This is a genomic window from Desmonostoc vinosum, from assembly GCF_059505385.1.
Genome location: NZ_JCACKM010000100.1, coordinates 1 through 25,807 on the forward strand (window position 1 = coordinate 1; position 25,807 = coordinate 25,807).

Consider the following 25,807-nt stretch of genomic DNA (forward strand, 5'->3'; position numbering starts at 1 on the left):
AGTCCCCAGTCCCCAGTCCCCAGTCCCCAGTCCCCAGTCCCCAGTCCCCAGTCCATGTGCAACTCACAAAACCATCACAAGTATTTCCGTATAACTGCTCAGCCATAGTCATGATCGAGGTGATAGTTTCATTTGAGACATAGCAAAATGTATTTCAATTTATTTATCAGTTCTGTTGCAGGAATTGTAATTCTTGTGTTGCTTGGTTTTAGCACGCTCCAATGGTTTCATGTACCTACTGGTAACTTCCTCGATTGGGTAATTGGTGGTGCAAGTTTTTGGTGGTTGTTGGTAATTGTGACTGTACCGTGGAATATATATTTTCAAGCTAAAGAAGTTTTAGCAGAAGCAGCACAATCAGCGGAAAAAGATATTCCAGTTGATGAAAAAAAAGTAGATTACGTTCAGGTTTTGGCAAAGCGATCGCTTTTACTAGCTATTGCTTTACACTTACTCTCAGCTATTGGTCTTTATACTCTTGCGGCTACTGGTATTAGTGCTGTGGGATATATCAGTTCTGGTGCAGCTTTGTTATTAACTATTCTACGTCCAGCTATTCGTGCTTATGAGTATTTATATGCACGGTTAACAATGATTAGCCAAGAATGGAAGTATCCCCGCCAAGATATTATTGAACTTCGCGATCGCTTCTCTATTTTAGAACAAAAAGTGCAAACATTAGAAGACCAACTAAACCCAGAAAAATCTGATTCTTTGCCAGCAAATCAACAACGTTTGACCGATGAAACTCGTAGAGATTTAGCTCGAATTGCGGCTAATTTAGAAGAATTACGTGCAATAAATCACAATGAACACGAACGTTTAGGAAGAGAAGCTAGAAATGCGATCGCTCAACTTTCAACAGACGGACAATTTCTTGATCATGTCCGCGAGATTATCCGATTTTTTAAAACAGCTTAAATTTTCTCTTGAGTCTAAATAATGTTTAAGCTAAAAAACATCTAAATTACATAATCAAATTAAATAAAACTCTTGTGGGGTGGGCATCTTGCCCGCCCTAATTATGCAAGTTATATGTGGAACAGCTTATAGTTGCGCTTTGTTCCCTATTCCCTATTTCCTGCTGTATTTATGCCATGCTTGAGATTGTTCGCGGATAGAATGTAATTCTTGGGGAGACATTTTATCAAGGTTTTTCAAAATAAAACTCATGCGTCCTTGATTCTGTAGTTTATCGCGATGTCGCTCAAGAAAATTCCAATAGAAGAAATTAAAAGGACAAGCATTTTCACCTGTACGCTCTTTGTAATTATAAACACAACTTTTGCAATAATCACTCATCTTATTGATGTAGTTAGCAGATGCCGCATAGGGTTTCGATGCTAATATCCCCCCATCGGCAAATAAACCCATGCCAATGACATTTGTCTGCATCACCCAATCATAGGCATCAATAAACGCTGCATGGAACCAGTTTTCTACTTCTTGTGGTGAAAGTCCCGCAATTAACGCAAAATTACTTAATACCATTAACCTTTGGATATGATGAGCATAACCAGTTTTTTGCACCTGCTTAAGAACCTGGTGCAAACAATTCATTTTTGTTTTACCTGTCCAGAAAAATTCTGGTAGCGGTTGTGTGTGGTTAAACCAATTTTTATCTGGATAATCCGCATCGACATAGTGATAGATGCCATGCATATATTCTCGCCAACCTAACACCTGACGGATGAAACCTTCCACACTATTTAGAGGTAGTTGTTGTTGTTGATAAGCTTGTTGTGCAGCTTGAATCACATCGATTGGTCGTAGTAAGCCAATATTTAGATAAGGAGAAAGTAGCGCGTGCCACATTGTTTCTTCTCCCGTTACCATTGCATCTTGATATGGGCCAAAATGCTTTAACCGATGTTCAATAAACCAATCTAATACTTGAAGTGCTTGTGTGTGATTTATCCCCCAGCCAAAAGATTCTACTTCACCATAGGTTGCAACAGAAAGAGAATTAACTTTGGTAATCACATCAAGTGTAATTTCATCTGGTTCAAACCATTGTGCAGATGGTGTATTTAACTTACCTTTGGGTGGTTGCCGATTTTCTTTATCTAAGTTCCACTGTCCGCCAAGAGGTTTATCTTGCTCCATTAAAATTTGAAAACGTCGCCTACCTTCTCGATAAAAGTCTTCCATTAATAAGCGTTTGCGAGCTTTAGCCCAATCGGTAAATTCTGCTTGACTCCACAAAAAATGATTGTTAGGAATCAGAGTAATTTTACAAGGAAGTTCTAAGTTTTGAATCATGTGGGTGAATGGCCGATCATTGGGCGTCATCACCCGTAATTCAGTAATTTGATTTATTTTGATCCATTCTTGGAGTGGTGCTGTAAAATCTTCGGCTATTTTGTAGGTTACTGCATATTTTAAGCGTCGTAATTCTTCGGCAAAATGTCGCATTGCTGACCAAACTAAAACTAGCTTTTGCCGATGATAAGGTCTCGCTTGGACATGGTGGAGTGACTCAATGAAAATAACAGGTACATTATCTAGATGAGAACAACTTTGTAAGGCTGCTTGTTTTTGATCAAGCTGATCGCCTAATATCCAAACTGCAATTTTCACCTTGTTTGACTCCAAAATGTTCAACAACTCATCTGTTGTATTGATAATTCGCGGTGCCCAGCTCCCCGACTTATTTGGGAAGCCGGGGAGCTTAGTTCTCACGAATGATTTATGATTGCTATAGTTGTTTTTTGCTGAAGTTGACACCAATAGACTTCTTGCAAAAATACTTGAACCGTCAGAGACTCAAGTCTCTGCCTAATAGCAAAAGTCCGTTGAAACGGACTAAAAATACTGTTATTAGTCGGTTGAAACCGACTTGAGTTATCAGCCAGAAAATATATTTTCTGGCGAGTATCCGACTTTTACAGGAGGTCTAATGAGCATTGCTAAACACCTACTGTCGTTGGTTATTTCTCCCTAGTCCTTTTTAAGTTATTTAACTCCACATAACAAGCCAAATTTAATTAACCCACGCTGATAACCCCGACGCATTAAACCCAGCGATAAAGCCCCAACAATTGTACTCCAGCCCGATCGCACTAAACCTAAAATTGCACTAGGAGTCAATGCCGAATCAATCACCACATTCCAAAATGGGGCTACAGCTGTTGACCAATCAGCGGTACGGATATTATGTAATGGTAGTTGATGGGCGATCGCTTTATACTCAGGCAAAGAAATTACATAAGGCAAACAATACACTCGATAAATATCCTGCAAATGCTTTTGTTCGTCTGCGCTTAGAGGTGACTCATCAGTCGGTCGATGGCACCATGTCACCATCATCAAGGTACCACCGGGTTTCAGCACCCGGTAACACTCTTGCATAAACTTGGTTTTATCGGGCATATGTTCACCACTTTCTAATGACCAAACCAAGTCAAAAGAATTGTCTGCAAAAGGCATTGCTTGAGCGTTGGCGACTTGAAACTGTGTTCTGGGACTCAAATTAGCCTCCAAAGCTCGTTCTGTTGCTCTTGCGGCTTGTACAGGGCTGAGTGTAATTCCTGTAGCCTTGGCATGGAATTTTTCTGCCAAGTAGAGAGAACTACCACCAATACCACAACCTACATCTAAGATATTTTCTGCTGCTTGTATCCCTCCCCAACTGAGCAATTCCTCGATTAAATCAATTTGAGCCTGACGACGGTCTTTTTTCTCGGTTCCATCAGCACCATAGTATCCGTGGTGCATATGTTCGCCCCAAATCTGTTCCCACAGGCCGGAGGAAGCATCGTAAAATCGTTGAATTTGTTGGTACAGTGTTGCACTCATGAAAAAAGCAGTTTAAAAAAACATATTGGTTAGGCTACCATGTGTGTTTTTAATTAAATTAGGGTATTTTTGCTTTCAAGTAGGTAAACCCAAGTTTACCTTGAGGAGAAAACGTTTTTATACTTATGTTGCTGGGATACCTACAAAAACTTTCCATTTGGGATTTTAAATTAACTTATGACTGTTACTCGCACAATTTGCTTGGGATTTCTGGCTGTCATCACAGTGGGAACCATCTTATTAATGATGCCTTTTGCTACTAGTGATGGTACGTGGAATAACTTAATTGTGGCGCTTTTTACTTCGACTTCCGCAGTTTGTGTGACTGGTTTGTCAGTAGTTGATCCTGGTACTTATTTTTCCTTTTGGGGACAGTTGTTTATTGCGTTGTTGGCTCAAATTGGTGGGTTGGGTTACATGACAACTACAACCTTTTTGATTTTGCTCATCGGGCGGAAGTTCGACCTCCGGCAAAAAGTCGCAATTCAACAAGCTTTAGACCGACCAGGAATGAGTGGCAGTTCTCAAGTTATCCGCTCAATTATTGCGACAACTTTGATTTTTGAAATTACGGGAGTACTTTTGCTGTTAATAGCCTTTGTTCCCGATTATGGATGGGAAAAAGGACTTTGGTTAGCAATTTTTCATAGTGTTAATGCTTGGAATAATGCAGGGTTTAGCCTATTTAAAGATAGTTTTATTGGTTATCAATCTTCTTTTTTAGTAGTCTTCACTATTACAGTGTTAATTATCTTGGGAGGTATTGGTTATCAGGTGATTTTAGAAGCGTATCTTTGGTTGCGCGATCGCCTACTCAAAAAAACTCAGGCCCAAGTTTTTTCTTTAGATTTTAAAGTTGCAACTAGCACAACAATTATATTATTAATCATAGGAATAATCGCTTTTTTATGTATAGAGTTTAGAAATCCTGAAACCTTCGGATCTCTTAATTTTAGAGACCAGTTATTATTAGCTTGGTTTCAATCAGTGACACCTAGAACTGCTGGCTTTAACACCATTGATATTGGTAAAATGACTACTGCTGGTCTATTTATTACCATTGCCTTGATGTTTATTGGTGCTAGCCCAGGTGGTACAGGAGGCGGTATTAAAACAACAACTCTCAGAGTACTAACCAGTTGTACAAAATCAATCCTTCAGGGTAAAGAAGAAGTTTTATTATATGAGCGTAAGATAGCTATAAATCTAATTTTAAAAGCTGTCGGAGTGCTAGTTGGTTCGGTAGCGACCGTGATTATATCAACAATTTTAATTGCTTTGACAGATCCAAAGTTAGATTTTATCCAAATTTTGTTTGAAGTAGTATCAGCCTTCGCCACTGTAGGACTTTCTACAGGAATCACAGGTAGTGTTTCCACGACAGCCAAGCTGATTTTAATTGCCACAATGTATATTGGAAGAGTCGGTGTTTTACTACTGATGTCAGCTATCTTAGGAGATCCCCGACCGAGTAGAGTTCATTATCCTGAAGAAAATTTACTTGTCGGATAGTTTAGGAAAAGTGAGGGGGAGTAGCGACTGCTATATGTTCCCACCTTGCCTACCTCCTCAGCACCTTCGCCTCTGCCAATTCCCCATTCCCAATGACAAATGATCAATAACTAAACTGATAAAATACATAATATTAGGCAAAAAATAAAATTTGAAATTCATGCGGTTTAACCGTTTTTTGTCCTAGAACCAGGGAGCCATCACAAGGATAATAAAGGTGAATCTATCATCATTAGGTTTTTTTCGCAGTTTACGTAAAGATAACCATCAATTTGCTGTCATTGGGTTAGGTCGTTTTGGTCGTTCCGTCTGTTCAACACTGCATAACTTGGGTTATCAAGTACTAGCTACAGATATTGATGAAAAACGAGTTGCAGATGCATTAACCGAAGAAATAGTTGGTCATGCTTTGCAACTAGATTCTACAGAACCTGCTGCACTTAGAGAAGCTGGAGTTTTTGAATTTGACACAGTAATTGTAGCAATTGGTAACTATGTTCAAGAAAGTATTATTACCACTCTTAATGCCAAAGAAGGTGGTGTTCCTCACGTAGTTGCCAAAGCATCTAGCGAAGTTCACTGCAAATTATTACGGCGAGTTGGTGCAGATCATGTTGTGTTCCCTGAGTATGAGGCGGGTTGTGCCTTGGCGCGTACACTTACCAAACCAGCAATTTTAGATCGGTTTGACCTTGACCCAGATAACAGTATTGTAGAGTTAATCGTGCCTGATGAATTTCACGGCAAAACGATCGCCGAGTTGCAACTGCGTAATCGCTTTGGTTTAAACTTACTAGCAGTAAGCCAAGATGGAAAATTTCAAATCAATCCTAACCCCAACAGGCGTTTAGAAAAGGGTTCTGCAATGGTAGTAATTGGTTGCAACAGAGATATCAATCGCTTACCAATCTAGTGGCGTAGTCAATGATTTCCTCACGAATGAACTCGCGCAGTTGCTATTGCTGCGACCAGTTGAGAATATCTTTGTTGACTTTTATATAGCCAGGCGTAATGTGTTCAAAGTGGGGACTTAATTGCTGATGTGCTGTAGGTAGTGCATGGAAAGGAATCGATGGATATAAATGATGTTCTGCGTGAAATGGCATATTCCACATGAAAAATCGCACAGGCCAGAATGTTAGTGTAGTGCGCGTATTCGTGAGGGGATGAGCATCAAGAGAACAGCCTGTATGTTCTGCCAGCAGAATAAAACGTAGAATTGGTTGACCGACAAAAAGCGGTAATAGCCAATAGATTATAAACCAAGGTTGACCGACTGCGATTGAAAGGGCGATCGCACTTAGATAAACAATCAATTGCCAGCGAGTAGAGTGAATAACTTTAGCTTTTGCGGTTTCTGTAATAAATGGGCAATCGTCAAGTTGACCGAGGGCAGCACGAAAATGTCCACGTATTTTATCTAGCCACCAAGGTAAACCGCTAATTACTAACAAATACATACCCAAGTTACTTGGTTGGAGGTCGGTCAGTTCTGGGTCTTTGTTGGGAACGCGTGTATAGAGGTGATGCCATTTATGATAATAGCGGTAGAAAGTGATGTTGTAAAAAGAAAGCAAGCCAGCACACCATCCGACAACATCATTCAAACGTTTATGAGCAAAAGCGGTTCTGTGAACACATTCATGCATGGGTGCAAACATTGCCGCCAAACTAAAACCATAAATTACTAATGCCGGAATTGCTAGCCACCAATTGCCCCAACTCGTCGCCCACAGGTAGCCAGAAAATCCCATAATTGTTAAATGTCCAGCCAGCTGAATTAGTCCTTGCCAGTTAGCTCGCTCGTTTAAAACACTTAATTCTTGTATACTCAAAATCTGACGAGGGTTGTAGTCATGAGTAACTTTGTGAGCTAATAATTCCGGTTCACTTACATTACTAAACATAATTAAAACTCCACCATATATCATCGTTTTATTGTAAAATGCATGTTTTAAAATGGTCGGACTTCTGGGTATTGTTGTGCTGTATAACTACGGGAACAACCCCAATCGAATCCATAATTGCCGTGCTGCTACTTGAGCAAGACTATTCATCGCCAAATACTCTACTGTAACTTCTCCAACTGGAGTCATGCCCCTAATTTCGCCAGATTTGACATCAATCTGAAAATTTTCACTCCACTGATTTTCTCTTGGATGAAATAACCGAACTTCAATGTTGGAATCAGGCAAAGTGCCACTAATACGAGTTCCTTTACGGAGATTACAAGAGCGACACGCAAGGGCTAGATTTGCTTTGTTATTTGCACCTTGCCGAGAAATTGGAATAATATGCTCCACCTCAAACGGAAAATTGAAAACGACTTCAGGAGCTTGGCAGTACTCACAACGATGCTTGGCACGCCCAGCGATCGCATCATAGTATGGATTCATGAATTTTCTAGCTGCATCAACGCAGCGGTGCGGTCTGTTGCCGCTTTCAATTCAGCCTCAACCAAGTTATCCAGTTCTGCTTGTTGTTCTGGTGGCAATTCTTGCCCCTGATCTCGTGCTAATCGCCATAATCTCATTAGTTCTGATAACCGTTCTTGTTGCTGGGCACTAAAGAATGTATCAGGGCGAAAGCTTTGAATAACCAGTAGCGCACTAAATTCAATCTCACCCAACTGGGCAGTTAAGGCATCTAAAGCTTGCCCCGCAGTTTTACCAACAGAATGTTTATCTCCTGCGATCGCACGATAGGATTTCTCACCACTAGGGTCTGTTGTTGGTAAAATTGCTACTGTAGTCATGCTTCTAGCCTCAAGTTGATGTAGGCTACCAAGGATTACCAACCATTGTAAATGCTGCCCAATAATAAGGATGGGATAGCGATTCATCAGGGTTGTCTATACTTTCAGGAGGTAAAGGCAAGTTCTTGACATCTGCGAAACCTTGAATTTGACCATCCTTTAAGAAAATTTGTCCCTTAGCCATAGCCAACTGAGCTTGTCTAAGGGCTTCTGCTTTAATGGGAGATGTCCTTAAATTTTCATAAAACTTTGTCATTAATGCCGCTGTACCTGCATCATTGACTGTCCACAAACTAGCAACACTGGTTTTCACACCCGCCAATACTGCTAAACCTGCAAAGCCAATTTCGGCTTTTTCGTCCCCAACAGCTGTTCTACAAGCACTCAACACTAACATCTCAACTTGAGGATCATTCAACCGTAATTGTCGTATCTGGTTTAAGCGTAATTTGTCCTCCCACAACTGAATGTAGGATTTGCTCAAAGTATCAGCAGTATCATCAGCTCTGATAAAGTCGGCATGGGTTGCCATGTGAATGATGCCAAAAGGTTGACTGCGGCGGACATTTTTGAGATTGTCTAAAGTAGCTTGCTTGTCTAACAATAATCTCCCTCGCCAGAGTCTATTTACTAGTGTGGATAATTCAATCGGCACTGCTGGTAGAGGTCGTTGTTCTTGAGTACTCTGAGAAACCCCCATAGCTAAAACTTGGGCTTTTTTGATATCTGCGTAGAGGGTGTTAGTCAAACTGAGACTAGGCATTAAGCCAATGCTATATTTTTCTACCAAAAACCCTTTACCATCGTGCAAAGCTGCTATGGGGGTAGAACGTAATCCGACATCTGGGATAAAAACTAAATTAGTGATGCCTCGCGCTTGTAAATCCGCTTCTAATGGTGCAATAATCCAGCCGTGTAATTGTTTGCCAAAACGTAAGTAGCTTTTACGACGACGGTTGCGGGGATTGACGATTTGGTCACGAAATTCATTAGCTACTTTTAATACATTAGCTTTTGTTGTTTCTGAAATTCGCTTGCGGATGGGATCTCCCTTGCCAGTGACTACTACTATTTCGAGCTGATCGCTATCTTGCTGTTCTACAGTTAACAACTGTTTATTAGCAGCTTTGTTGGGATCAGTTTGAGGAATGGTCTCGACAGGCACAAAGCTGAGGTAAATAAATGCAGGTTTAGCACCAGTGGCTTTCTCAATTTCCAGAGCAATTTTTTTGGCATCATCCAGTGTTTTAACTTTGGGACTGGGAACGCCTAATTCTTGGGCAAATGTATCTGTAAATTTGTCTTCAGGAGTGGGATTTTTATCATCAGTACCGTTTGTACCACCATCACCTGGATCATTACCTGGTTTGCCGTCACAATTAAATGAGCATGGGGAAATCTGATTATTGACATTAATTGCCACTTGTACAGGTGCTGAAGAGGAAACGCGATCGCTTGCTCTGACTGTAAATGCATTAATCAGCCCGGTGGTATTATTTGGCGGTGTGTAGATGAGTGTTTCACCTGGTGTTAACGTATCGCCAGCAGCTAAAATTGTATCGCCGCGTCTCAGTGTTCCTGCGAGGATGGCGTCAATAATAACGGTAGTGTTATCTAAGTTGACATCAGTTGTACTAGCGGTAAATGTAAATGTAAAGGGTTGATTGGATTGGGCATTGCCAGACAACAGGGTATTGGTTGTCAATGTTGGCGACGTGTTCACAGAATTAATCGTGATCCCGGTTGGCGTACCACTGGCAGTGCCACCATTAGGTAAGACGGGAAAACTACCTGAAGCAATTACCGAAGTTGCTCCGGCATTAATTGCTCCGGCTGTACCATTGATACTTGCATCACCCACAGTAAATGGTACATTATCGGGGCCGCCATCATGGCGAATTGTCACATTACCGCCAATGGGAGGTGCAAAGGTTATTAGTGGGGCTTCGACAACCGAGAACGCGCCGCGAGTCACAATTGTATTACCGTCAAAAACGGTGCTAAACCCTTGCACGAGTCCATTAGTTAATACTTGCACATCACCACCCGTAACAACATTACCCTCACCAGTGCTGGTGATGGCTTGAGTGTTGATGCTGCCAAAACGAATTGTGCTACCAGCAGTATTGGTAGTTTGGAGAGTGACATTGCCACCTGTAGCTGTCGCATTACCATCAGTTCCGGTGGCGATCGCCGAGGCATCAATTCCCCCATTCACGGTAATATTATCTCTAGCCGTTAAGTTAACTGCACCAGCTGTGGCTGTAAATTCACCGCCTCCAGTCTTGAATACATAAGAGTTGATTGCACCTGTGGTAATACTGCCTGCTGTGCTTGTTGCCGTCACCGCACCACCAGTACCTGTGGCGGAAGTATCATCAGCAAAAGAATTAATTATGTCTGTGACAATATCACCAGTAGCACTTAAAGTTACCGTTCCTCCTGTACCACCTGCAAACCCACTCTCAGTAGTGCTGGTATCAAGTTGACCGAGAGTAATCGCACCATTGGTACTTGTAACTGAAATATTACCTGCTGAGTAGCCGTAGCCAGCACCAGTAGCAATAATATTACCTGCGGTGATGTTGCCACTTGCAGATAACGTCACATCACCACTATCGCTACTGGAATCACCATTTGTGTTGAGATTTCCCAGTGCTAAACTAGCGCCAGAGATGTTGATATCTCCCCCACTTGTATTAATGGTATCAGTGGGAGTAGCAAAAATTACAGAACCACTGCTTGAGGTCAGACTAAAGCTACCACTGCCCAAGTTTAACGTCGCAATACCAGGGGTTGTGACTCCCGGCGTGCCACCTGTGATTGAATTGATGGTAATATTGCCAGTCGCTTGTAAGTTAATATTTGTACCAAATCCTAAAGCGGCGATCGCACCCCAAGAAACAGTATTAGCACCGCTATCTGGAGTGCTAGAGAGAATACTACCAGCCGTAGCATCAAACGTACCTCCCGATGGGGCATCAATAATAGTTAATGTGCTGGGGTCTAATAATAACGTGCCAAATTTACCATTAGTAGCTGAGGTATTTACTTGTCCCTGGAAGGTCAAAAAGTTCTTACCTGATACCTCTACAAACCCACCATTGCCAGCGTTGATGCCACCACGCGCGAAAATGTTACCAAAAAACCTTGTTGTATCGTTACCCCAAACAATCACACGCCCGCCATTGCCATTCAAGGTACTATCGGCATTAATGACTGATTTGGAATCAACATAAGTTTGCGTAGCATTTGGTACAGTGCCCCTACCTTGGTAATCACCACCAATCAAGACAGTGCCACCATTATTAGTACCAGAGGCGTCAATATTTGCACCAATCAATCCCACCCGTTGACCGAAAATACCAACCTTGCCACCTGTTGGCCCAGATACATCAAGCTTGCCAGAGATAATAGTCGTACCAGCAGTTGTGGGAATCGTGACTTTCGAGTCCGTTAGTTCCACAGTGCCGTCGGGTTTAGCAGTTAACCCAGTGTTACCAACCGTCAGCAATTCCGGTATCGAAGCAACAGGGATTGTCCAATCATTGGGTTGGCTACCACTAGCGCTCAGGGGCTGAATTTCCAAACTCAACAAATTTCCCGGTTGGCTCAGTCTTACCCAATTTTGCCCTGGTACAGATGTAATGACGATTTGCCCCCCCGGTGCAGAAATCTGTCCAGTGTTGACCACCGTACCACCCAACAGAGCAAAATTCTGTCCCACACCCACCCCTAAATTCCCAGCATTAATAATTGCTCCTGGCTGGTTAGTGGTGAACGCAAAGCCATTGGGTTGTCCAACCAAGACCTTATAATCATTAGCACCGATCGCATTAAACCAACTATCCCCAAAACCGATACCATTGGCTGTTGTCGCCGTGAATGCGCCAGGGACATTTAAGCTGGCATTTGGCCCAAAAATCAAGCCAGATGGATTCAACAAAAACAAATTAGCATTCCCACCAGTCACCTGAATCAAGCCATTGATCACCGAAGCATTACCGCCAGTGACTCGACCCAAGATATTTTGTAAAGCAGGATTGGCTTGAAAGTTGGCGATTTGTTCTGCACTAATCCCAAACTGTTGAAAGCTGTGGAACAGATTAGCCCCATCGCCAGAAGTCGTACCACCAGTAATATCCAGCCTGTTACCATTGGGAGTGACAATCGTACCTGTACCATCCGCAGCAGGAACAATCGGTTGAGCGTGGGCGAATCCAGCACCTACGATTGTACCCAGTAGCAAACACCCGACTGTGGCGGCGATGTTTGGTAATAAAGGTTTTTTGCGACGCAACAGAAAGCGGCCCGTAGACAATTCCACATCAATTTGCAACTTATGTGCTAACCCACGTCGTTGCAAAGCTTGGGCGATCGCCTTTTGCGACCAGAGAATTTGCTCTGTTTTCCTAGTAATAGAGATACTTTGAGAATGAACTCGGTAGAAATAGAGTGGCTTTTTCAACCGCCGCACCTGAGCTACTTCTGACAGTCGCAAACATAGGTCATAGTCATAAGCACATAAAGAGAAAGACTCATTTACACCTCCTACTTGCTCGTAAACAGAGCGTCGTATTAGCCGGAAATGAAACGTCATGAAGTTTAGTAACAAACCTGCTGGAGAGTAAGGAATATTACAGCGATGACCGTAGCCTATGACTTTACTTGCTTCATCAATATTTAAATAGTCAGTATAAACAAAGCCCGTTTGCGGATAGCGGTTAAGTACTGTCGCCGTTTCTGCCAATGCCGTAGGTGCTAAGACATCGTCACTATCTACTATGCCGATGTAAGCACCGCTAGTTAGCTCAATCGCTGACTTACACGCCGCCGCCACTCCTTGATGGGATGCCTCAACTAAGCGCACTCGCCCATCTTGCCGAGCAGACTCGTGAGCGATCGCCACTGAATTATCTGTTGAGCCATCATCCCAGATCAGCAACTCAAAGTCTTGCCACGTCTGCTTTAAGACACTGGCGATCGCTGCCTCAAGATAACGCTCCCGGTTGTAATTAATGATGACAATGGAGATCAGTGGCGACATGGAAGTTTCTCAAGTTTGTAACCTGTTATCAGAATATAATGCTTGTGGCTAAAAATCCGGGAAATTACACTAATATGTCGCATTTATAGCACTTCTTAATTGTGTGTAACAAATGAGCCTCCCATGCGGCGCTTTCTAAAGCGGCGTTCGCTGTCATTAGTGACCAACACGAGCGCTTGTGCGTAGCTCTGTGCGGATTCTTCAGAGGCTCCCATGCGGCGCAGTAGATTAGCACACGTGGCGTGAAATAGATGGTAGCCATCAAGTTGGGGAGCAAGTCCATCGATGAGTCCAAGGGCCGTCTGAGGATTGTCTACCATTGAGATTGCCACCGCCCGGTTCAGCGAAACGATTGGCGAAGGCTGCAAGCGTTTGAGCAAATCGTAAAGGCGGACAATCTGCTGTTAAACAGTTACCTACACCTGTGAGGCAGGGAGAGAAATACAAACACTCATTCCCCATTCCCCACTCCCCATTCCCCACTCCCCACTCCCTTTTACAAGATATATCATACTGAAAACATTAAATACAATTCACAAATTATTTCTATTGATAGAGGCAATAATTATCTAATTATTTCCATAGAACTATTGGCATATTTGATTTAACATCAGAAAATAATTTTGCTAACATTTTCTATTTTAACAACCCTATGACAAAGCCAATTGAGTTTAACTTGTTTGCACCTTATAACAAAGGAGCAGCGTTAATTGGTTCCTTTTCTGATTGGCAAGAAATTCCAATGGAGAAAGGCGATGATGGTTATTTTCGCACAACTGTTGAATTAGAAGATGGCACATATAAATATAAGTTTCGGGTTCAGACAAATTCGTGGTTTTTTGAACCAGAACAGTGGGTTGATGTTACAGATCCCTATGCAACTGATATAGATGAATTAAGTGGAAAAGATGATAGTGTTATCCGGGTAAAAGATGGCACAAAAATTCTTGATACTTATGTTTGGCAAAATGATGATAAACCTCTACCTGCTGATCACGAATTAGTCATTTATGAATTGCACGTTGGAGATTTTTCTGGTGGAGAGGATGACCCTTATGCACGAGGGAAGTACAAACATGTTCTGGAAAAATTAGACTATTTGTGTGAGCTAGGGATTAATGCTATTGAATTAATGCCAATCAAAGAATATCCAGGTGATTATAGCTGGGGTTATAATCCTCGGCATTTCCTTGCAACAGAATCGAGTTATGGTTCCACTGCTGAATTAAAACAGCTGGTTGATGAGTGTCATAAACGAGGTATTCGAGTCATTATTGACGGTATTTATAACCATTCAGAATCCAGCAGCCCGTTAACGCAAATTGACCATGATTATTGGTTTCACCACTCTCCTCGTGATCCCGATAACAGTTGGGGGCCTGAGTTTAATTACGAACATTACGACGAGAATTTAGAGACTTATCCAGCACGGCGATTTATTGGCGATACAATCCGTTTTTGGATTGAGGAATATCATATAGATGGGATTCGCTATGATGCAGCACGACAAATAGCCAACTACGATTTTATGCATTGGATTGTTCAGGAAGCTAAACAAACAGCTGGTTCTAAACCTTTTTACAACATTGCAGAACATATTCCTGAAACTACTAGTATTACTAATGTCGATGGGCCAATGGATGGCTGCTGGCATGACAGTTTTTATCACTGTATTTTAGAACATATCTGTGGAGATACCTTTGATTTAGAACGTCTGAAAGACGTCATTGATTGTAAGCGTCAAGGCTTCATGGGTGCTACGAATGTAGTTAATTACTTAACTAACCACGACCATAATCATTTGATGGTAGAGTTGGGAAATCGAGAAATTTTTGATGAAGAAGCTTTTCGACGGGCTAAGTTAGGTGCAGCGATTTTGATGACAGCGGTTGGTGTGCCTTTGATTTGGATGGGTGAAGAATATGGTGAGTATAAACCCAAAACTCAAGATTCAGCTAAAATCGATTGGACGCTATTAGGTAATGATTTAAATCGCGGTTTGTTTGAATACTACAAAGGTTTAACGAACTTGCGTAAAGGTAATCATGCTCTTTACACAGAAAATATCGATTTTATTCACGAAAATCCCGAAGCCAAGGTATTAGCTTATAGCCGCTGGAATGATGAAGGTTCTCGTGTGGTTGTGGTAGCTAACTTCAGTGAAAATTTCCTCGGAGGCTATCATGTCCCTAACTTCCCTATTGGTGGTACATGGCACGAGTGGACAGCTGATTATGATCTCGAAGCTGGTGATGATGGCATCATTACAGATTTAGGCCCATACGAAGCTAAAGTTTTTGTTTGGCAGTAAGTAAAAGGGTCAGAGGATTAGAGATTGGGCAATAGCGTAGAAAAATTTTTTAGCCCTAGCTGAACGGTTTTGATTTATAAAAGACTTCACCCTCAGTTTTTGTAAAGCAAAAATCTTTCCTTCTCTTGAGTAAAGAGAGGGATTTTTATTAGAACATAGTGATGTTTTTCTATACCTATTAATTGACACTGTTTCGGCTGTGTAAATAATCCAAGATATTACTTAAATAAAGAACGCTATTTTTGTAAAATTTTATTGTAGTTCATTTGTTGAATCTAGTAAATTATTGTACTTTTAAACTGCTGGTCATAATAGGTGAAATGCTGACACCAAAAGAGTTTTAAGCATAAGTAATTTTTAGTATTGTAAGTAAAAATTTATACTTTTATTATCTAAATAGCGATTCACCAATAGAAAAAACGATTTATGAATTTGCAAAGTATTGTGAGAATGGTAAGTTTGACATTGGCGATCGCTCTTGCTGCTATCAAGCCAGTACATAGTTATAAACCCCCTGTTATCTTACCCGCAAAGTTAAATTCTCAGCCCTTATCATTTACCATCGCCCAACTCACAGAAGCCAATTCTCCTAGTTAAAAGTTTCAACTTCGCTTAATCAGCGATAAAATAAAGAACAGATTGACACTCATGCTGTGTACATGGCAACCCAACTCAGCCAAGCCAAATCATCAAATCAACTGGTAATCACTTGGGAAGCCTTACCCAAAGACTTTCAACTAGAGGATGAACCAGTGGAGAATACCGGTCAGCCAATATTGGCTGGTGCGTTGCGCGAAAGCTTAGAAATTAGTGGCTTCATCCAACCGCAAATATTAATCGCTGCAAATTTTGGCTTGTGTGCCACAGTGAATGGGCAATTAATCATCAAAGCACCAGACTGGGTGTATGTGTCGTCAGTCAAAGAAATTCTCAATAATCGTAAAAGTTACACACCGATTCTAGAAGGTGAAATTCCAAGCATTGTGATGGAATTTCTCTCAGATAAAGACGGCGGAGAATATTCAGTCAAGCGGACTTATCCGCCTGGAAAGTGGTTTTTTTACGAGCAGATTTTGCAGATTCCTATTTATGTGATTTTGGAACCAGATAGTGGTTTATTGGAATATTATCAACTAGAAAATGGACGCTATGAGTTAAAACAACCTGATGAAAATGGTCATCATTGGGTGGATGCGATGGGTTTGTTTTTGGGAACCTGGCAAGGGACAAAAGAAGGACGAACAGGTTATTGGTTGCGTTGGTGGAACCAAGCAGGTAATTTGTTGCCTTGGGCTGTAGAACAAATTGAACAAGAACGTCAACGTGCCCAACAAGAACGTCAACGTGCCCAACAAGAACGTCAACAAAAAGAACTACTGATTGCTTATTTACAATCACAGGGTATTGACCCGAGTAATTTACCCCCATTTCAGTAGCAAAGTTAAAAGTAGTTTGGAGGGGCTAAACCCAACATTGACGTTGCTCTGTTGGGTTTTACCATACTCAGTACTCTTTATGTTATTCATATTTCTTAATCAAGTTTTTCAGAATGTTTGGGAAATTGCACAAGATTTGCACAAACGGATTGGTTTAATCAAAAGTGGTTCAAAAGGTACTGAACTCTTGACTTTGAGGTCGGGGTTCAGATTCCCTCAAGCTATCTGTTGACCCAAAATTGACAGGTTTAAACTGACACGGGGACGTGGAGAATTTTTATCCCTCAATTTAAACTTGACAGACTAATAAAGCTTGAGGAATTGATTGTGATGGATCTCTAGATTAGTTATTAAACTGTGTAATTTGTTGCTCTAATATTGACAAACAGCGTTAGCTATGCTTTCCTTGTTATCCTTTTGCACAATGTTGTTTGCTTATTGCTCAATACTCACAGTTCAATATCTTACTTTAACAATCAGCCTTTGAGCCGCTTTAATTCATGCCAAAACAGGAAGGAGATTTTGGAATGTTAGACGCTTTTACTAAAGTGGTTGCTCAGGCAGATACACGGGGCGAATATGTTAATGATTCTCAAATCGATGCTTTAAAGAACATGGTAGCGGAAGGCAGCAAGCGCATGGATGTTGTCAACCGCATTACCTCAAATTCATCTGCTATTGTGGCTAATGCAGCGCGGGCATTGTTTGTAGAACAACCCCAATTGATTGCTCCAGGTGGTAATGCTTACACCAACCGCCGGATGGCTGCCTGCTTGCGGGATATGGAAATTATTCTCCGCTATGTAACCTACGCCGTGTTTACGGGTGATGCTAGTGTTTTAGACGATCGCTGTTTGAATGGTTTACGGGAAACCTACGTTGCTTTGGGTGTTCCTGGTGGTTCTGTGGGTACGGGAGTTTCCAAGATGAAGGAAGCAGCGATCGCGATCGCTAATGATCCTAATGGAGTTACCCGTGGTGATTGTAGCTCACTGATGGCTGAATTAGGCAGCTATTTTGATCGGGCTGCTTCAGCAGTGGGTTAGTACAACAGACGCGGTGACACGGTAACGTGGGGAGGTAAAGGAATTTCAACCTCGCTGGGTTGCCTTAGTCAGCCAACTAGTTTTTGAATTTACAAAACCGAAAACCATTTTGCCAAATTTTTGAGAGGTCTATTTAGCATGAAAACTCCTTTAACAGAAGCAGTGTCAACAGCAGATTCTCAAGGACGCTTTCTGAGTTCTACAGAATTGCAAGTTGCTTTTGGTCGCTTCCGTCAAGCTGCTGCCAGCTTAGATGCTGCTAAAACCCTCAGCACCAAAGCTCAGAGTTTAGCTGAAGGGGCAGCAAATGCAGTGTATCAGAAGTTTCCTTACACCACTCAAATGCAAGGTGCGAACTATGCTTCAACACCTACAGGTAAGGCTAAATGTGTGCGAGACATTGGTTACTACCTCCGCATGATCACTTACTGCCTAATTGCAGGTAGCACAGGGCCAATAGATGATTATTTGATTGGTGGATTGACTGAAATTAACAAAACCTTTGAATTATCTCCCAGTTGGTACATTGAAGCGCTCAAGCATATCAAAACCAACCATGGCCTCAGCGGCGATGCAGCTGTAGAAGCTAATTCTTACATTGACTATGCCATCAATGCCCTTAGCTAAGGGTTCCCTCTAGCCCAGAATAACAGCATATTGTTGATGCTCAGTTGCGTTGCATCGGCAGTGGTCTGAGATTCTGGGCATATTTTTGTCAATGATTTAGTTATCAACACGCTTGATAACTGATAACTGATAACTGAGTAACTGAATTTAAGGAGACTTAGACATGACAAGTTCTATGGCAGCTAAGCAGTTAGGATTTGAACCGTTTGCAGAGTCATCTCCTGTAGAATTAAAGGCAAATTGGACTGATACTGATGTGAAGATAGTTATTTGGGCTGCCTATCGTCAGGTATTTGGCAACGAGCATTTAATGGAGGTAGAACGGTTAGTTAGTGCCGAGTCCTTGCTTAACAATGGTCACATCACGGTTCGGGATTTTGTGCGTGCCTTGGCTCAATCAGAAGTGTATCGGACAAAGTTTTTTTACTCAACGCCACAAGTCCGGTTTATCGAATTAAACTATAAGCATCTTCTCGGCCGCGCACCCTATGACGAGTCAGAGATTACCTACCACGTTAATCTCTACATCGAAAAAGGATACGAAGCAGAGATCAATTCTTACATCGACTCACTCGAATATCAAGAAAGTTTTGGAGAATCCATCGTCCCACATTACCGGGGGTTTGAAAGTCAACGGGGTCAAAAAACTGTAGGTTTTAACCGCATGTTGCAACTTTATCAGGGGTATGCCAACAGCGATCGCGCCCAAGGCAAAAATAAATCAGCTTGGCTAACAAGGGATCTCGCTTTAAACTTAGCAAATCCTGTCCACACACCCAATTTTGGCAGAGGTCTAGCTGGTGTAACTAGTGGAGAACGGGGACAAATCTATCGAGTGCGCGTCATGCAAGCTGCTAGCAGTCGTACTCCCCAAATCCGACGTAGTATAAGCGAGTATCTTGTCGCCTATGACCAACTCTCACCTACTCTACAAAGATTGAATCAACGCGGTAGTCGAGTGGTAGATATAGTAAAGTGCTGAGTATAAACCCAGTTGCTTGTTGGCTTTGAGCAATCAACACTGAATTTCATAACAAAAGGAAAATAATTCCCAATTCAAACTCAAAATCTTTTTGCATTTTCTTTTACCCTACTCCCCCAAACATTCATAGCAAGGAGAAAATAACCAGTGGCGATTACAACTGCGGCTTCCCGTCTAGGAACTTCCGCCTTTAGCGACACCAAACCGATGGAATTACGTCCAAATTGGACATCAGAAGATGCTAAAGCCGTGATTAATGCGGTTTACCGTCAGGTTTTAGGTAATGACCATATCATGGCAGCAGAACGCCTTACTAGTCTGGAGTCTCTACTTAACAATGGTCAATTGACTGTGCGTGAATTTGTTCGCGCCGTTGCCAAATCTGATTTGTACAAAACCAAATTCCTGTACCCGCATTTCCAAACACGAGTGATTGAGTTGAACATCAAACACTTGCTAGGACGCGCCCCTTATGATGAATCAGAAGTGATTGAACATTTGGATCGTTATCAAAATCAAGGGTTTGAGGCAGACATTGATTCTTATATCGACTCTGCTGAGTACGAAGCCAGCTTTAGTGACTCCATTGTGCCTTACTATCGTGGGTTCTCAACACAACCGGGTCAAAAAACCGTAGGATTTACCCGGATGTTTCGTCTCTATAGGGGCTATGCTAACAGCGATCGCTCTCAGTTAGAAGGAAATAGCTCGCGCCTTGCAGCTGAACTCGCAAAAAACAGTGCTTCTGCGGTTATTGGTTCTTCTGGTGGTAGCGATGGTTTTGCTTACCGTCCTTCTAAACAAGGAGTAATGCCTAATCGCACCTTTGGCAGATCCTCACAAGGATCTTCAGATCGTCTCTACCGCATAGAAGTAGCAGGAATCTCTCTGCCAAGGTATCCTTGGGTGCGTCGCAGCAATAAAGAATTCATCGTCCCCTACGAACAGTTATCAGATACCCTCCAGCAAATTAATAAGCTAGGGGGTAAGGTGGCCAGTATAACGATTGCACAGTAAAGGCAGGGGAGGCAGCTCGGGTAGGTTTTTTAGATTTCGCGTTTTGGTTGACGCGGGGATGCGGGGACGCGGGGACGCGGGGACGCGGAGAAAGATTTCGGAACGAAAAAATAGGTTTTTTCAGACTGAATATGAAAAACCTACCCTTGAAAGAGGGGAGGCAGGGGGCAGGGCAGGAATAAATAATAACCACTCCCCACTCCCCACTCCCCACTCCCCACTCCCCACTCCCCACTCCCCACTCCCCATTCCCCATTCCCCACTCCCCACTCCCCACTCCCCACTCCCCACTCCCCACTCCCAAAACCAGGAGAACATTTATGCTTGGACAATCTGCATTTACCAGAGCATCTAGCTCAACATCAAATGACCGTATCTTTGTCTACGAAGTCGAAGGATTACGGCAAAGTGAGCAAACTGAAAATAACAGCTATGCAATTCGCAATAGCAGCACAATTTTGATTCAGGTGCCTTATAGCCGCATGAATCAGGAAATGCGCCGTATTACTCGCTTAGGAGGTAAAATTACTGACATTCGTCCTCTGAATGAAAATTCATAATTCAAAATTCGCGCATTAAAAACAGTTTCAGTCGGGGTATAAATCCCCATCTGAAACTGAGCTACATATAGAGGTAAGGTTTTAACCCCTTGAATTTACACAAAATATTATTTAGCAAATTCAGAAACAATAGATACGCAACTATTTACTAAAGGTAAAAGAGGGCCTAATTGCTCTTGTCCACTCACGGCTAAATCGCTATGACATAAATAAACCTTATCGGATACGCGAGAGAGCAAATCTACTAAAATTCTTTGCAATCTTTGTTGTTCTGCTAATTTTTCATCTTCTGCTGTCCAAGGTTGACCTAATCTTTGTTGCAGAAAAAACGGTGCGCCAAAAAGTGTAGCCGCGCCACCTTTTGCCCACAGGGGTGAGCCTGTATCTAACCAAAAATGCCAACGGTGAAATCTTCTGCTGGAACGGTATTGAAAAATAGTAGCTAAAGTGACGGCTTTTTTAGCTGATCCTACAGGGTGTAGCGGATAGGGGTTGGCGGTGATTGTACCACGGCGTAGTAGTTGAATGAATTCGACAATGGTGGTGTGGGGGGATGTGGTACCCTGCGGGAACGACTTCGTCGAACGACTTCGCTCACCAACCGGGGATAATTTTGAATTTGTTTGCAGTCTGGTGTCGATTTCCCAATAGTGTTGGGCGGTTTCTAATAGTTCTCGGAGTGCTGCTAGTTGATCGTAGGGAAGATTACTGCCATTCCATAAGAAACGCTGAATGGCTCTATCTAAAAGGGAAATGGGACTGGGAATTAGACGGAGTTCTTGTTGCGATCGCTGCTGTTCTATCCACTGTAGAATCACATTATAGGCTGTGGTGGCTGCATAACCAATTCTATCCCAACGCTCAAATGCTGATACTGGTAGCAAGTTGGGGTGTTCTGGATGCGGTACAAAGCAGTAGTCTGCTATCAAACCGGCGCGTACCGGATCTATGTCGGTGAGGATTGGGGAATGAGTAGTGGGGAATGGGGAGGTTTCTGGGGGGGGTTGGCTTTTGCTCAAGACAACTAACATTTCTGCTACGGCATCCCGATCAACTAGGCGTCCTAAGCCTGGATAAACTAGTGCCAGTATTGTTAGCAAAGCACGGATGACGGGCGAACTAATTAATGGACGTTGGTCGTTAAGTGATTCTACTGGGATGTTTTGCTTAGTCAGGATTTCTACTAGGGTGTAACGAGCGATCGCATCTAAACCTGGTGCAATAATTGCTACTTGATCTGGTTCCACTTGCCCCGATTTAACTGCGTTGGCGATTGTTTCGGCTGTTTGCCGTAATAGTTGGGCACGGGAGGTGGTTTGAATCGATTGCACTGTCTCTGGTAAACTTAGCAGCATCATCTGCTCTGTAACTAATTCCACCATCGGTGATGCAAGTCTATCTGCAAGGGATTCTGGAGGAGGCCCTGCCAAGGTTTCTACACGGCAACGTCTTGCTAACCCTTGCATGTAGTTGGGATCTGCTCCTAAACCGAGTCGCACTGCCCCATCGGGATTATAACTAAATGCCCCCACTGCACCTTGATCTAGCAGCGACTCAAACAGATATCGCGCTACACCAGGATAATCATCTACATCATCCGCTAACACTGCCTGATAGCGTTTTGTGAGTTGTTGCTGGTAGAGATGATCTTTTAATAAGTGTTGAGTGTAAAGTTCGGTAATAATCCCATAAGTTAGCAATCCCCTTTCTAAACACCAATTGCGCCAATCTAATAACAAAGATGCCAAAAATTCTGGTTCTAAGTTTGTGGTGCCCTCCTGTAAACCACTCGCCAAAATCTGAGCAATATCTTTGCAGGGTACGCCACTGTAAGCAGCTAATTGCAGTAAGTCGAGAATGCGGCGTACTAAGCGATATTCACTCATTCCCGCCAAACGCAGAATTTCTTCGTCTAATTGCTCGTGCCAAAGTTTTGTTGCTAGTTCTTGCTCTGTTTCTGGGCGCAGTCGGACTGGAAATTGCGCTTTTAGTTGCATTATCTGAGTCAGCAATGGCCAAAATAAAATAACTTCATCCTGAAAAAAACCTAGCGGTGTCTTAGCCCGCACCGGATATTTTCCCAAAGTTGCCGTAATAATTACATCTCCCAACTCGCGACGATTATCATCATTGGCAGCTAAGACTAAAACTCCTGGTCTTGTTGAATTAAGATATAAAAGTTTTGGTATTTGCTCACCTTCTGCTTGCTTTGTTCTTTTAGTATAAAATGATTCAATATATTTATTTTCAGTTTGCACCCAACCACAAAATTGCTCTACCAGACGAGTTGTTTTACCACTGCGGCTAGTACCAATAATCCAAACTGAACCAGAAGCCACAAATTTTCTCCTTATAGATTTGCTATTATACCTCGTGCGTTAACTTAAGGTTAAGAATCACCAAGATAATGCTGGATAATTGTCTGCAATGAACAACTTTGTTTTTAGCCAAAAAATTTACCATTTCTTATTGGGTGCTTACCGATGGTATTTACTAACACCAGAGCGATCGCTAAATGAAGCCTATCAAGCAGCGTTAAAGATTAAGGAAGTAGAAGATAAGCATTTTAATGGTAAAAAAATAGACACTACTTCCGCTGTGTACAGCAACAGCGTTATGGATTATTTTGAGTCAGACTTAAAAAAGCTCCTGAAAGTTGCTAGGATGCGACTAACAGAGTTTAGAGCCAGCCGTTGGTTTTTAGATGAAGAAAATCAAGAAGCTGCTAATAAAGCAGGGATCGAATTTCTGACTCCAGCTTTAGTTTTTGAAAAATTAAACTTTATCGATCAAATTATATCAAAATATACTATTTCTCCTGAAAAAACAACTTCTCAGACTCTAGTTGCTCAACCTGCTAATTTACCAGATGAAGGAAAAATCACTCCTCCATCCTCACAAAGAATATTAACTCCTAAAGCAGAGAAAAAAACACAACGCAAAGCTGATACACTGGGGGTTTTGCCAAGGTCAATCCTCAGCACTATTAGTCGGTTACAAGTTGAATTAGATCCAAATGCTGAGCAAGATGTTGTTCAGAATTTTCGTCTAACCCAAAGAAGAACGATCATATCGATCAGATTTGTATTACTACTAATTATAGTACCATTATTGACTCACCAAATTTCAAAAGCTTTGATAGTAGGGCCACTGGTTGACAATTTTAGAAAACCCGAAAAAGTGCAAGTATTTCTCAACTTTGAAATGGAAGAGGAAGCCCTAATACAACTGCAAAGATTTGAAGAAAGAATCAAATTTGAAAATTTAATTACAAACGCTCCTCCCCTATCTCCAGAGCAAATAGAAGATGAGATGAGAAAAAAAGCTCAAGCAGTAGCCAATGAGTTTCGCAATGAAGGTTCCAATGCCGTTAAAAATGTTTTTGCAGATATTTTCTCGGTGATTGCTTTCATCTGGCTATTACTTGTGAGTAAATCTTCTATAGGGGTGCTAAAAGATTTCTTTGATAATATTGTTTATGGTTTAAGTGATAGTGCTAAGGCATTTATTATCATTTTATTTACAGATATATTTGTGGGATTTCACTCTCCTCACGGTTGGGAAGTCATTCTAGAAGGTTTATCACGTCATTGGGGATTACCAGCAAATCGAGATTTTATCTTCTTATTTATTGCCACATTTCCCGTGATTTTAGACACCATCTTCAAATATTGGATTTTCCGATATCTAAATCGCATATCACCTTCAGCAGTTGCCACTTACCGTAATATGAATGAATAGGGAGTAGAAAATTCGGAATTGTTATAATAAAGAGTGGAACAATCCAAGCGATCGCTCATTGGGGGTGCTTTGCGCCATCGCAGTTGTTAAAAGCTTGACAAACTTAGGTAACATATTTTACTGTTTATTGAGTGTGTTGAAACTCATCGACACCACTCACCAGAACCTTGAAAACCGCATAATTTCGTTAACTGGTGTCGATTGCTTGCACAGTAAAGATTTCAGGCTACAAAACGCATTACTTATTGAGAATTTGTTGACGATTATTGACAATTTGAAAAGTGGTGTCGATTAGGGGGTCTGAAACCATTGCTCAGTAAGGTTTATAAAAGGTAACTCTTTACCTAACCACTTCCCCTAACGGGGATGGAAACATTAGTACTAATCCGTCATTAAACTTGATAACGTGAACTTTACCTAACCACTTCCCCTAACGGGGATGGAAACTGCCAGTTTCTGGATCGTAGCAAGCTACGAATTCCTTTACCTAACCACTTCCCCTAACGGGGATGGAAACCGTAAAAAGTTAACGAAGAGATTGGTAATGAAATTCCCTTTACCTAACCACTTCCCCTAAAGGAGATGAAAACGCTACTCTCAACTCAGATCTTGCACCTTTCAAACTGTTAGTCGCAAAACTTACCTAATTGTTCGGCTTCGCTCTCTACCGCCAGGGATTGTAAATCCCTGTCTTATAGCAAAAGTCCATTAGAAATGGACTAAATGCAGAGACAAATAGATATGTAATTTTTATAACTTTATTGCGGCAGACTCATTATTTTCACTGGCAGGTGCAAGATGTGAGTCAAACCAAAATTCTGCCCATCCGTTCTTTACTTAACCACTTTCCCTAACGGGGATTATGTCGGTGTTACCCTAATATTTAACCCCAGAACTGTAACGCGATCGCCCCTACAATGGCATTATAAGGATGGCTAGGCTGAAAACCCTTGAGGATGTGGCACGTCATAGTGC

The 25,807-nt window shown here is 41.9% G+C and carries 20 protein-coding genes; 12 read left to right on the forward strand and 8 right to left on the reverse strand.

Annotated elements, in window-relative coordinates; genetic code table 11:
* Window positions 1–147 precede the first annotated feature (147 nt).
* Window positions 148–921: a hypothetical protein gene (locus AC5JMF_RS16465; protein WP_495796806.1), complete on the forward strand. Its 774-nt coding sequence runs from the start codon at window positions 148–150 to the stop codon at window positions 919–921.
* A gap of 153 nt (window positions 922–1,074) precedes the next feature.
* On the opposite strand, the gene AC5JMF_RS16470 is transcribed toward AC5JMF_RS16465, so the two are convergent.
* Both AC5JMF_RS16470 and AC5JMF_RS16475 read right to left on the reverse strand, forming a co-directional pair.
* A complete protein-coding gene (locus tag AC5JMF_RS16470; RefSeq protein WP_495796807.1) occupies window positions 1,075–2,580 on the reverse strand; it encodes a cryptochrome/photolyase family protein in 1,506 nt (501 codons plus the stop codon).
* A gap of 375 nt (window positions 2,581–2,955) precedes the next feature.
* Entirely contained in the window at window positions 2,956–3,798 is an 843-nt protein-coding gene (locus AC5JMF_RS16475; protein WP_495796808.1) for a methyltransferase domain-containing protein, read from the reverse strand.
* Window positions 3,799–3,975: 177 nt separating this feature from the next.
* Here AC5JMF_RS16475 and AC5JMF_RS16480 point away from each other — a divergent pair, with 177 nt between their 5' ends.
* Both AC5JMF_RS16480 and AC5JMF_RS16485 read left to right on the forward strand, forming a co-directional pair.
* Window positions 3,976–5,310 (forward strand): TrkH family potassium uptake protein, encoded by a 1,335-nt coding sequence (locus tag AC5JMF_RS16480; RefSeq protein ID WP_495796809.1) that lies wholly within the window; start codon window positions 3,976–3,978, stop codon window positions 5,308–5,310.
* 217 nt (window positions 5,311–5,527) lie between these two features.
* Window positions 5,528–6,223, forward strand: a complete 696-nt coding sequence (locus AC5JMF_RS16485) for a potassium channel family protein (RefSeq protein ID WP_495796810.1) — start codon at window positions 5,528–5,530, stop codon at window positions 6,221–6,223.
* Window positions 6,224–6,266: 43 nt separating this feature from the next.
* Here the strand turns inward: AC5JMF_RS16485 and AC5JMF_RS16490 are convergent, their stop codons facing one another.
* From AC5JMF_RS16490 to AC5JMF_RS16510, 5 genes are all read right to left on the reverse strand, one after another.
* On the reverse strand, window positions 6,267–7,217 hold the full coding sequence (locus AC5JMF_RS16490; RefSeq protein ID WP_495796811.1) for a fatty acid desaturase family protein: 951 nt from the start codon (window positions 7,215–7,217) through the stop codon (window positions 6,267–6,269).
* A gap of 87 nt (window positions 7,218–7,304) precedes the next feature.
* Window positions 7,305–7,706 (reverse strand): HNH endonuclease, encoded by a 402-nt coding sequence (locus tag AC5JMF_RS16495; RefSeq protein WP_495796812.1) that lies wholly within the window; start codon window positions 7,704–7,706, stop codon window positions 7,305–7,307.
* Complete coding sequence (locus AC5JMF_RS16500) at window positions 7,703–8,065, reverse strand: hypothetical protein (RefSeq protein WP_495796813.1); 363 nt, start codon at window positions 8,063–8,065, stop codon at window positions 7,703–7,705. The genes AC5JMF_RS16495 and AC5JMF_RS16500 overlap by 4 nt, the downstream gene beginning before the upstream one ends.
* A 25-nt stretch (window positions 8,066–8,090) precedes the next feature.
* Window positions 8,091–13,112: a CHAT domain-containing protein gene (locus AC5JMF_RS16505; protein ID WP_495796814.1), complete on the reverse strand. Its 5,022-nt coding sequence runs from the start codon at window positions 13,110–13,112 to the stop codon at window positions 8,091–8,093.
* A gap of 261 nt (window positions 13,113–13,373) precedes the next feature.
* The gene (locus tag AC5JMF_RS16510) at window positions 13,374–13,574 is read right to left on the reverse strand and encodes a hypothetical protein (RefSeq protein WP_495796815.1); all 201 of its coding nucleotides are present in this window, start codon (window positions 13,572–13,574) and stop codon (window positions 13,374–13,376) included.
* A 190-nt stretch (window positions 13,575–13,764) separates the two neighbouring features.
* Between AC5JMF_RS16510 and AC5JMF_RS16515 the strand changes: the two genes are divergently transcribed.
* From AC5JMF_RS16515 to cpcD, 8 genes are all read left to right on the forward strand, one after another.
* Entirely contained in the window at window positions 13,765–15,423 is a 1,659-nt protein-coding gene (locus AC5JMF_RS16515; RefSeq protein ID WP_495796816.1) for an alpha-amylase family glycosyl hydrolase, read from the forward strand.
* A gap of 426 nt (window positions 15,424–15,849) precedes the next feature.
* Entirely contained in the window at window positions 15,850–16,020 is a 171-nt protein-coding gene (locus AC5JMF_RS16520) for a hypothetical protein (RefSeq protein WP_495796817.1), read from the forward strand.
* A 62-nt stretch (window positions 16,021–16,082) separates the two neighbouring features.
* A complete protein-coding gene (locus AC5JMF_RS16525; RefSeq protein WP_495796825.1) occupies window positions 16,083–16,859 on the forward strand; it encodes a Uma2 family endonuclease in 777 nt (258 codons plus the stop codon).
* Window positions 16,860–17,386: 527 nt separating this feature from the next.
* A complete protein-coding gene (gene cpcB, locus AC5JMF_RS16530; RefSeq protein ID WP_495796818.1) occupies window positions 17,387–17,905 on the forward strand; it encodes a C-phycocyanin subunit beta in 519 nt (172 codons plus the stop codon).
* A gap of 138 nt (window positions 17,906–18,043) precedes the next feature.
* The gene (gene cpcA / locus AC5JMF_RS16535; protein ID WP_495796819.1) at window positions 18,044–18,532 is read left to right on the forward strand and encodes a C-phycocyanin subunit alpha; all 489 of its coding nucleotides are present in this window, start codon (window positions 18,044–18,046) and stop codon (window positions 18,530–18,532) included.
* A gap of 163 nt (window positions 18,533–18,695) precedes the next feature.
* Window positions 18,696–19,514, forward strand: coding sequence for a phycobilisome rod-core linker polypeptide (locus tag AC5JMF_RS16540; protein ID WP_495796820.1), 819 nt, complete (start codon window positions 18,696–18,698; stop codon window positions 19,512–19,514).
* A 147-nt stretch (window positions 19,515–19,661) separates the two neighbouring features.
* The gene (locus tag AC5JMF_RS16545; protein WP_495796821.1) at window positions 19,662–20,531 is read left to right on the forward strand and encodes a phycobilisome rod-core linker polypeptide; all 870 of its coding nucleotides are present in this window, start codon (window positions 19,662–19,664) and stop codon (window positions 20,529–20,531) included.
* Window positions 20,532–20,851: 320 nt separating this feature from the next.
* Window positions 20,852–21,091 carry a rod-capping linker protein CpcD gene (cpcD, locus tag AC5JMF_RS16550; protein WP_495796822.1) on the forward strand — a complete coding sequence of 80 codons (240 nt, stop codon included), beginning with the start codon at window positions 20,852–20,854 and terminating at the stop codon, window positions 21,089–21,091.
* A gap of 107 nt (window positions 21,092–21,198) precedes the next feature.
* Here cpcD and AC5JMF_RS16555 read toward each other — a convergent pair whose 3' ends face one another.
* Complete coding sequence (locus AC5JMF_RS16555) at window positions 21,199–23,430, reverse strand: PD-(D/E)XK nuclease family protein (protein WP_495796823.1); 2,232 nt, start codon at window positions 23,428–23,430, stop codon at window positions 21,199–21,201.
* An 88-nt stretch (window positions 23,431–23,518) separates the two neighbouring features.
* Here AC5JMF_RS16555 and AC5JMF_RS16560 point away from each other — a divergent pair, with 88 nt between their 5' ends.
* The gene (locus AC5JMF_RS16560; protein ID WP_495796824.1) at window positions 23,519–24,832 is read left to right on the forward strand and encodes a proton extrusion protein PcxA; all 1,314 of its coding nucleotides are present in this window, start codon (window positions 23,519–23,521) and stop codon (window positions 24,830–24,832) included.
* Window positions 24,833–25,807 lie beyond the last annotated feature (975 nt).

Coding starts and splice junctions, on each gene's coding strand:
- AC5JMF_RS16490 (WP_495796811.1), bottom strand. CDS start 7,217: ATGTTTAGTAATGTAAGTGAACCGGAATTATTAGCTCACAAAGTTACT.
- cpcB (WP_495796818.1), top strand. CDS start 17,387: ATGTTAGACGCTTTTACTAAAGTGGTTGCTCAGGCAGATACACGGGGC.
- AC5JMF_RS16465 (WP_495796806.1), top strand. CDS start 148: ATGTATTTCAATTTATTTATCAGTTCTGTTGCAGGAATTGTAATTCTT.
- AC5JMF_RS16515 (WP_495796816.1), top strand. CDS start 13,765: ATGACAAAGCCAATTGAGTTTAACTTGTTTGCACCTTATAACAAAGGA.
- AC5JMF_RS16510 (WP_495796815.1), bottom strand. CDS start 13,574: ATGGGGAATGAGTGTTTGTATTTCTCTCCCTGCCTCACAGGTGTAGGT.
- AC5JMF_RS16525 (WP_495796825.1), top strand. CDS start 16,083: ATGGCAACCCAACTCAGCCAAGCCAAATCATCAAATCAACTGGTAATC.
- cpcD (WP_495796822.1), top strand. CDS start 20,852: ATGCTTGGACAATCTGCATTTACCAGAGCATCTAGCTCAACATCAAAT.
- AC5JMF_RS16500 (WP_495796813.1), bottom strand. CDS start 8,065: ATGACTACAGTAGCAATTTTACCAACAACAGACCCTAGTGGTGAGAAA.
- cpcA (WP_495796819.1), top strand. CDS start 18,044: ATGAAAACTCCTTTAACAGAAGCAGTGTCAACAGCAGATTCTCAAGGA.
- AC5JMF_RS16475 (WP_495796808.1), bottom strand. CDS start 3,798: ATGAGTGCAACACTGTACCAACAAATTCAACGATTTTACGATGCTTCC.
- AC5JMF_RS16560 (WP_495796824.1), top strand. CDS start 23,519: ATGAACAACTTTGTTTTTAGCCAAAAAATTTACCATTTCTTATTGGGT.
- AC5JMF_RS16505 (WP_495796814.1), bottom strand. CDS start 13,112: ATGTCGCCACTGATCTCCATTGTCATCATTAATTACAACCGGGAGCGT.
- AC5JMF_RS16520 (WP_495796817.1), top strand. CDS start 15,850: ATGAATTTGCAAAGTATTGTGAGAATGGTAAGTTTGACATTGGCGATC.
- AC5JMF_RS16480 (WP_495796809.1), top strand. CDS start 3,976: ATGACTGTTACTCGCACAATTTGCTTGGGATTTCTGGCTGTCATCACA.
- AC5JMF_RS16540 (WP_495796820.1), top strand. CDS start 18,696: ATGACAAGTTCTATGGCAGCTAAGCAGTTAGGATTTGAACCGTTTGCA.
- AC5JMF_RS16495 (WP_495796812.1), bottom strand. CDS start 7,706: ATGAATCCATACTATGATGCGATCGCTGGGCGTGCCAAGCATCGTTGT.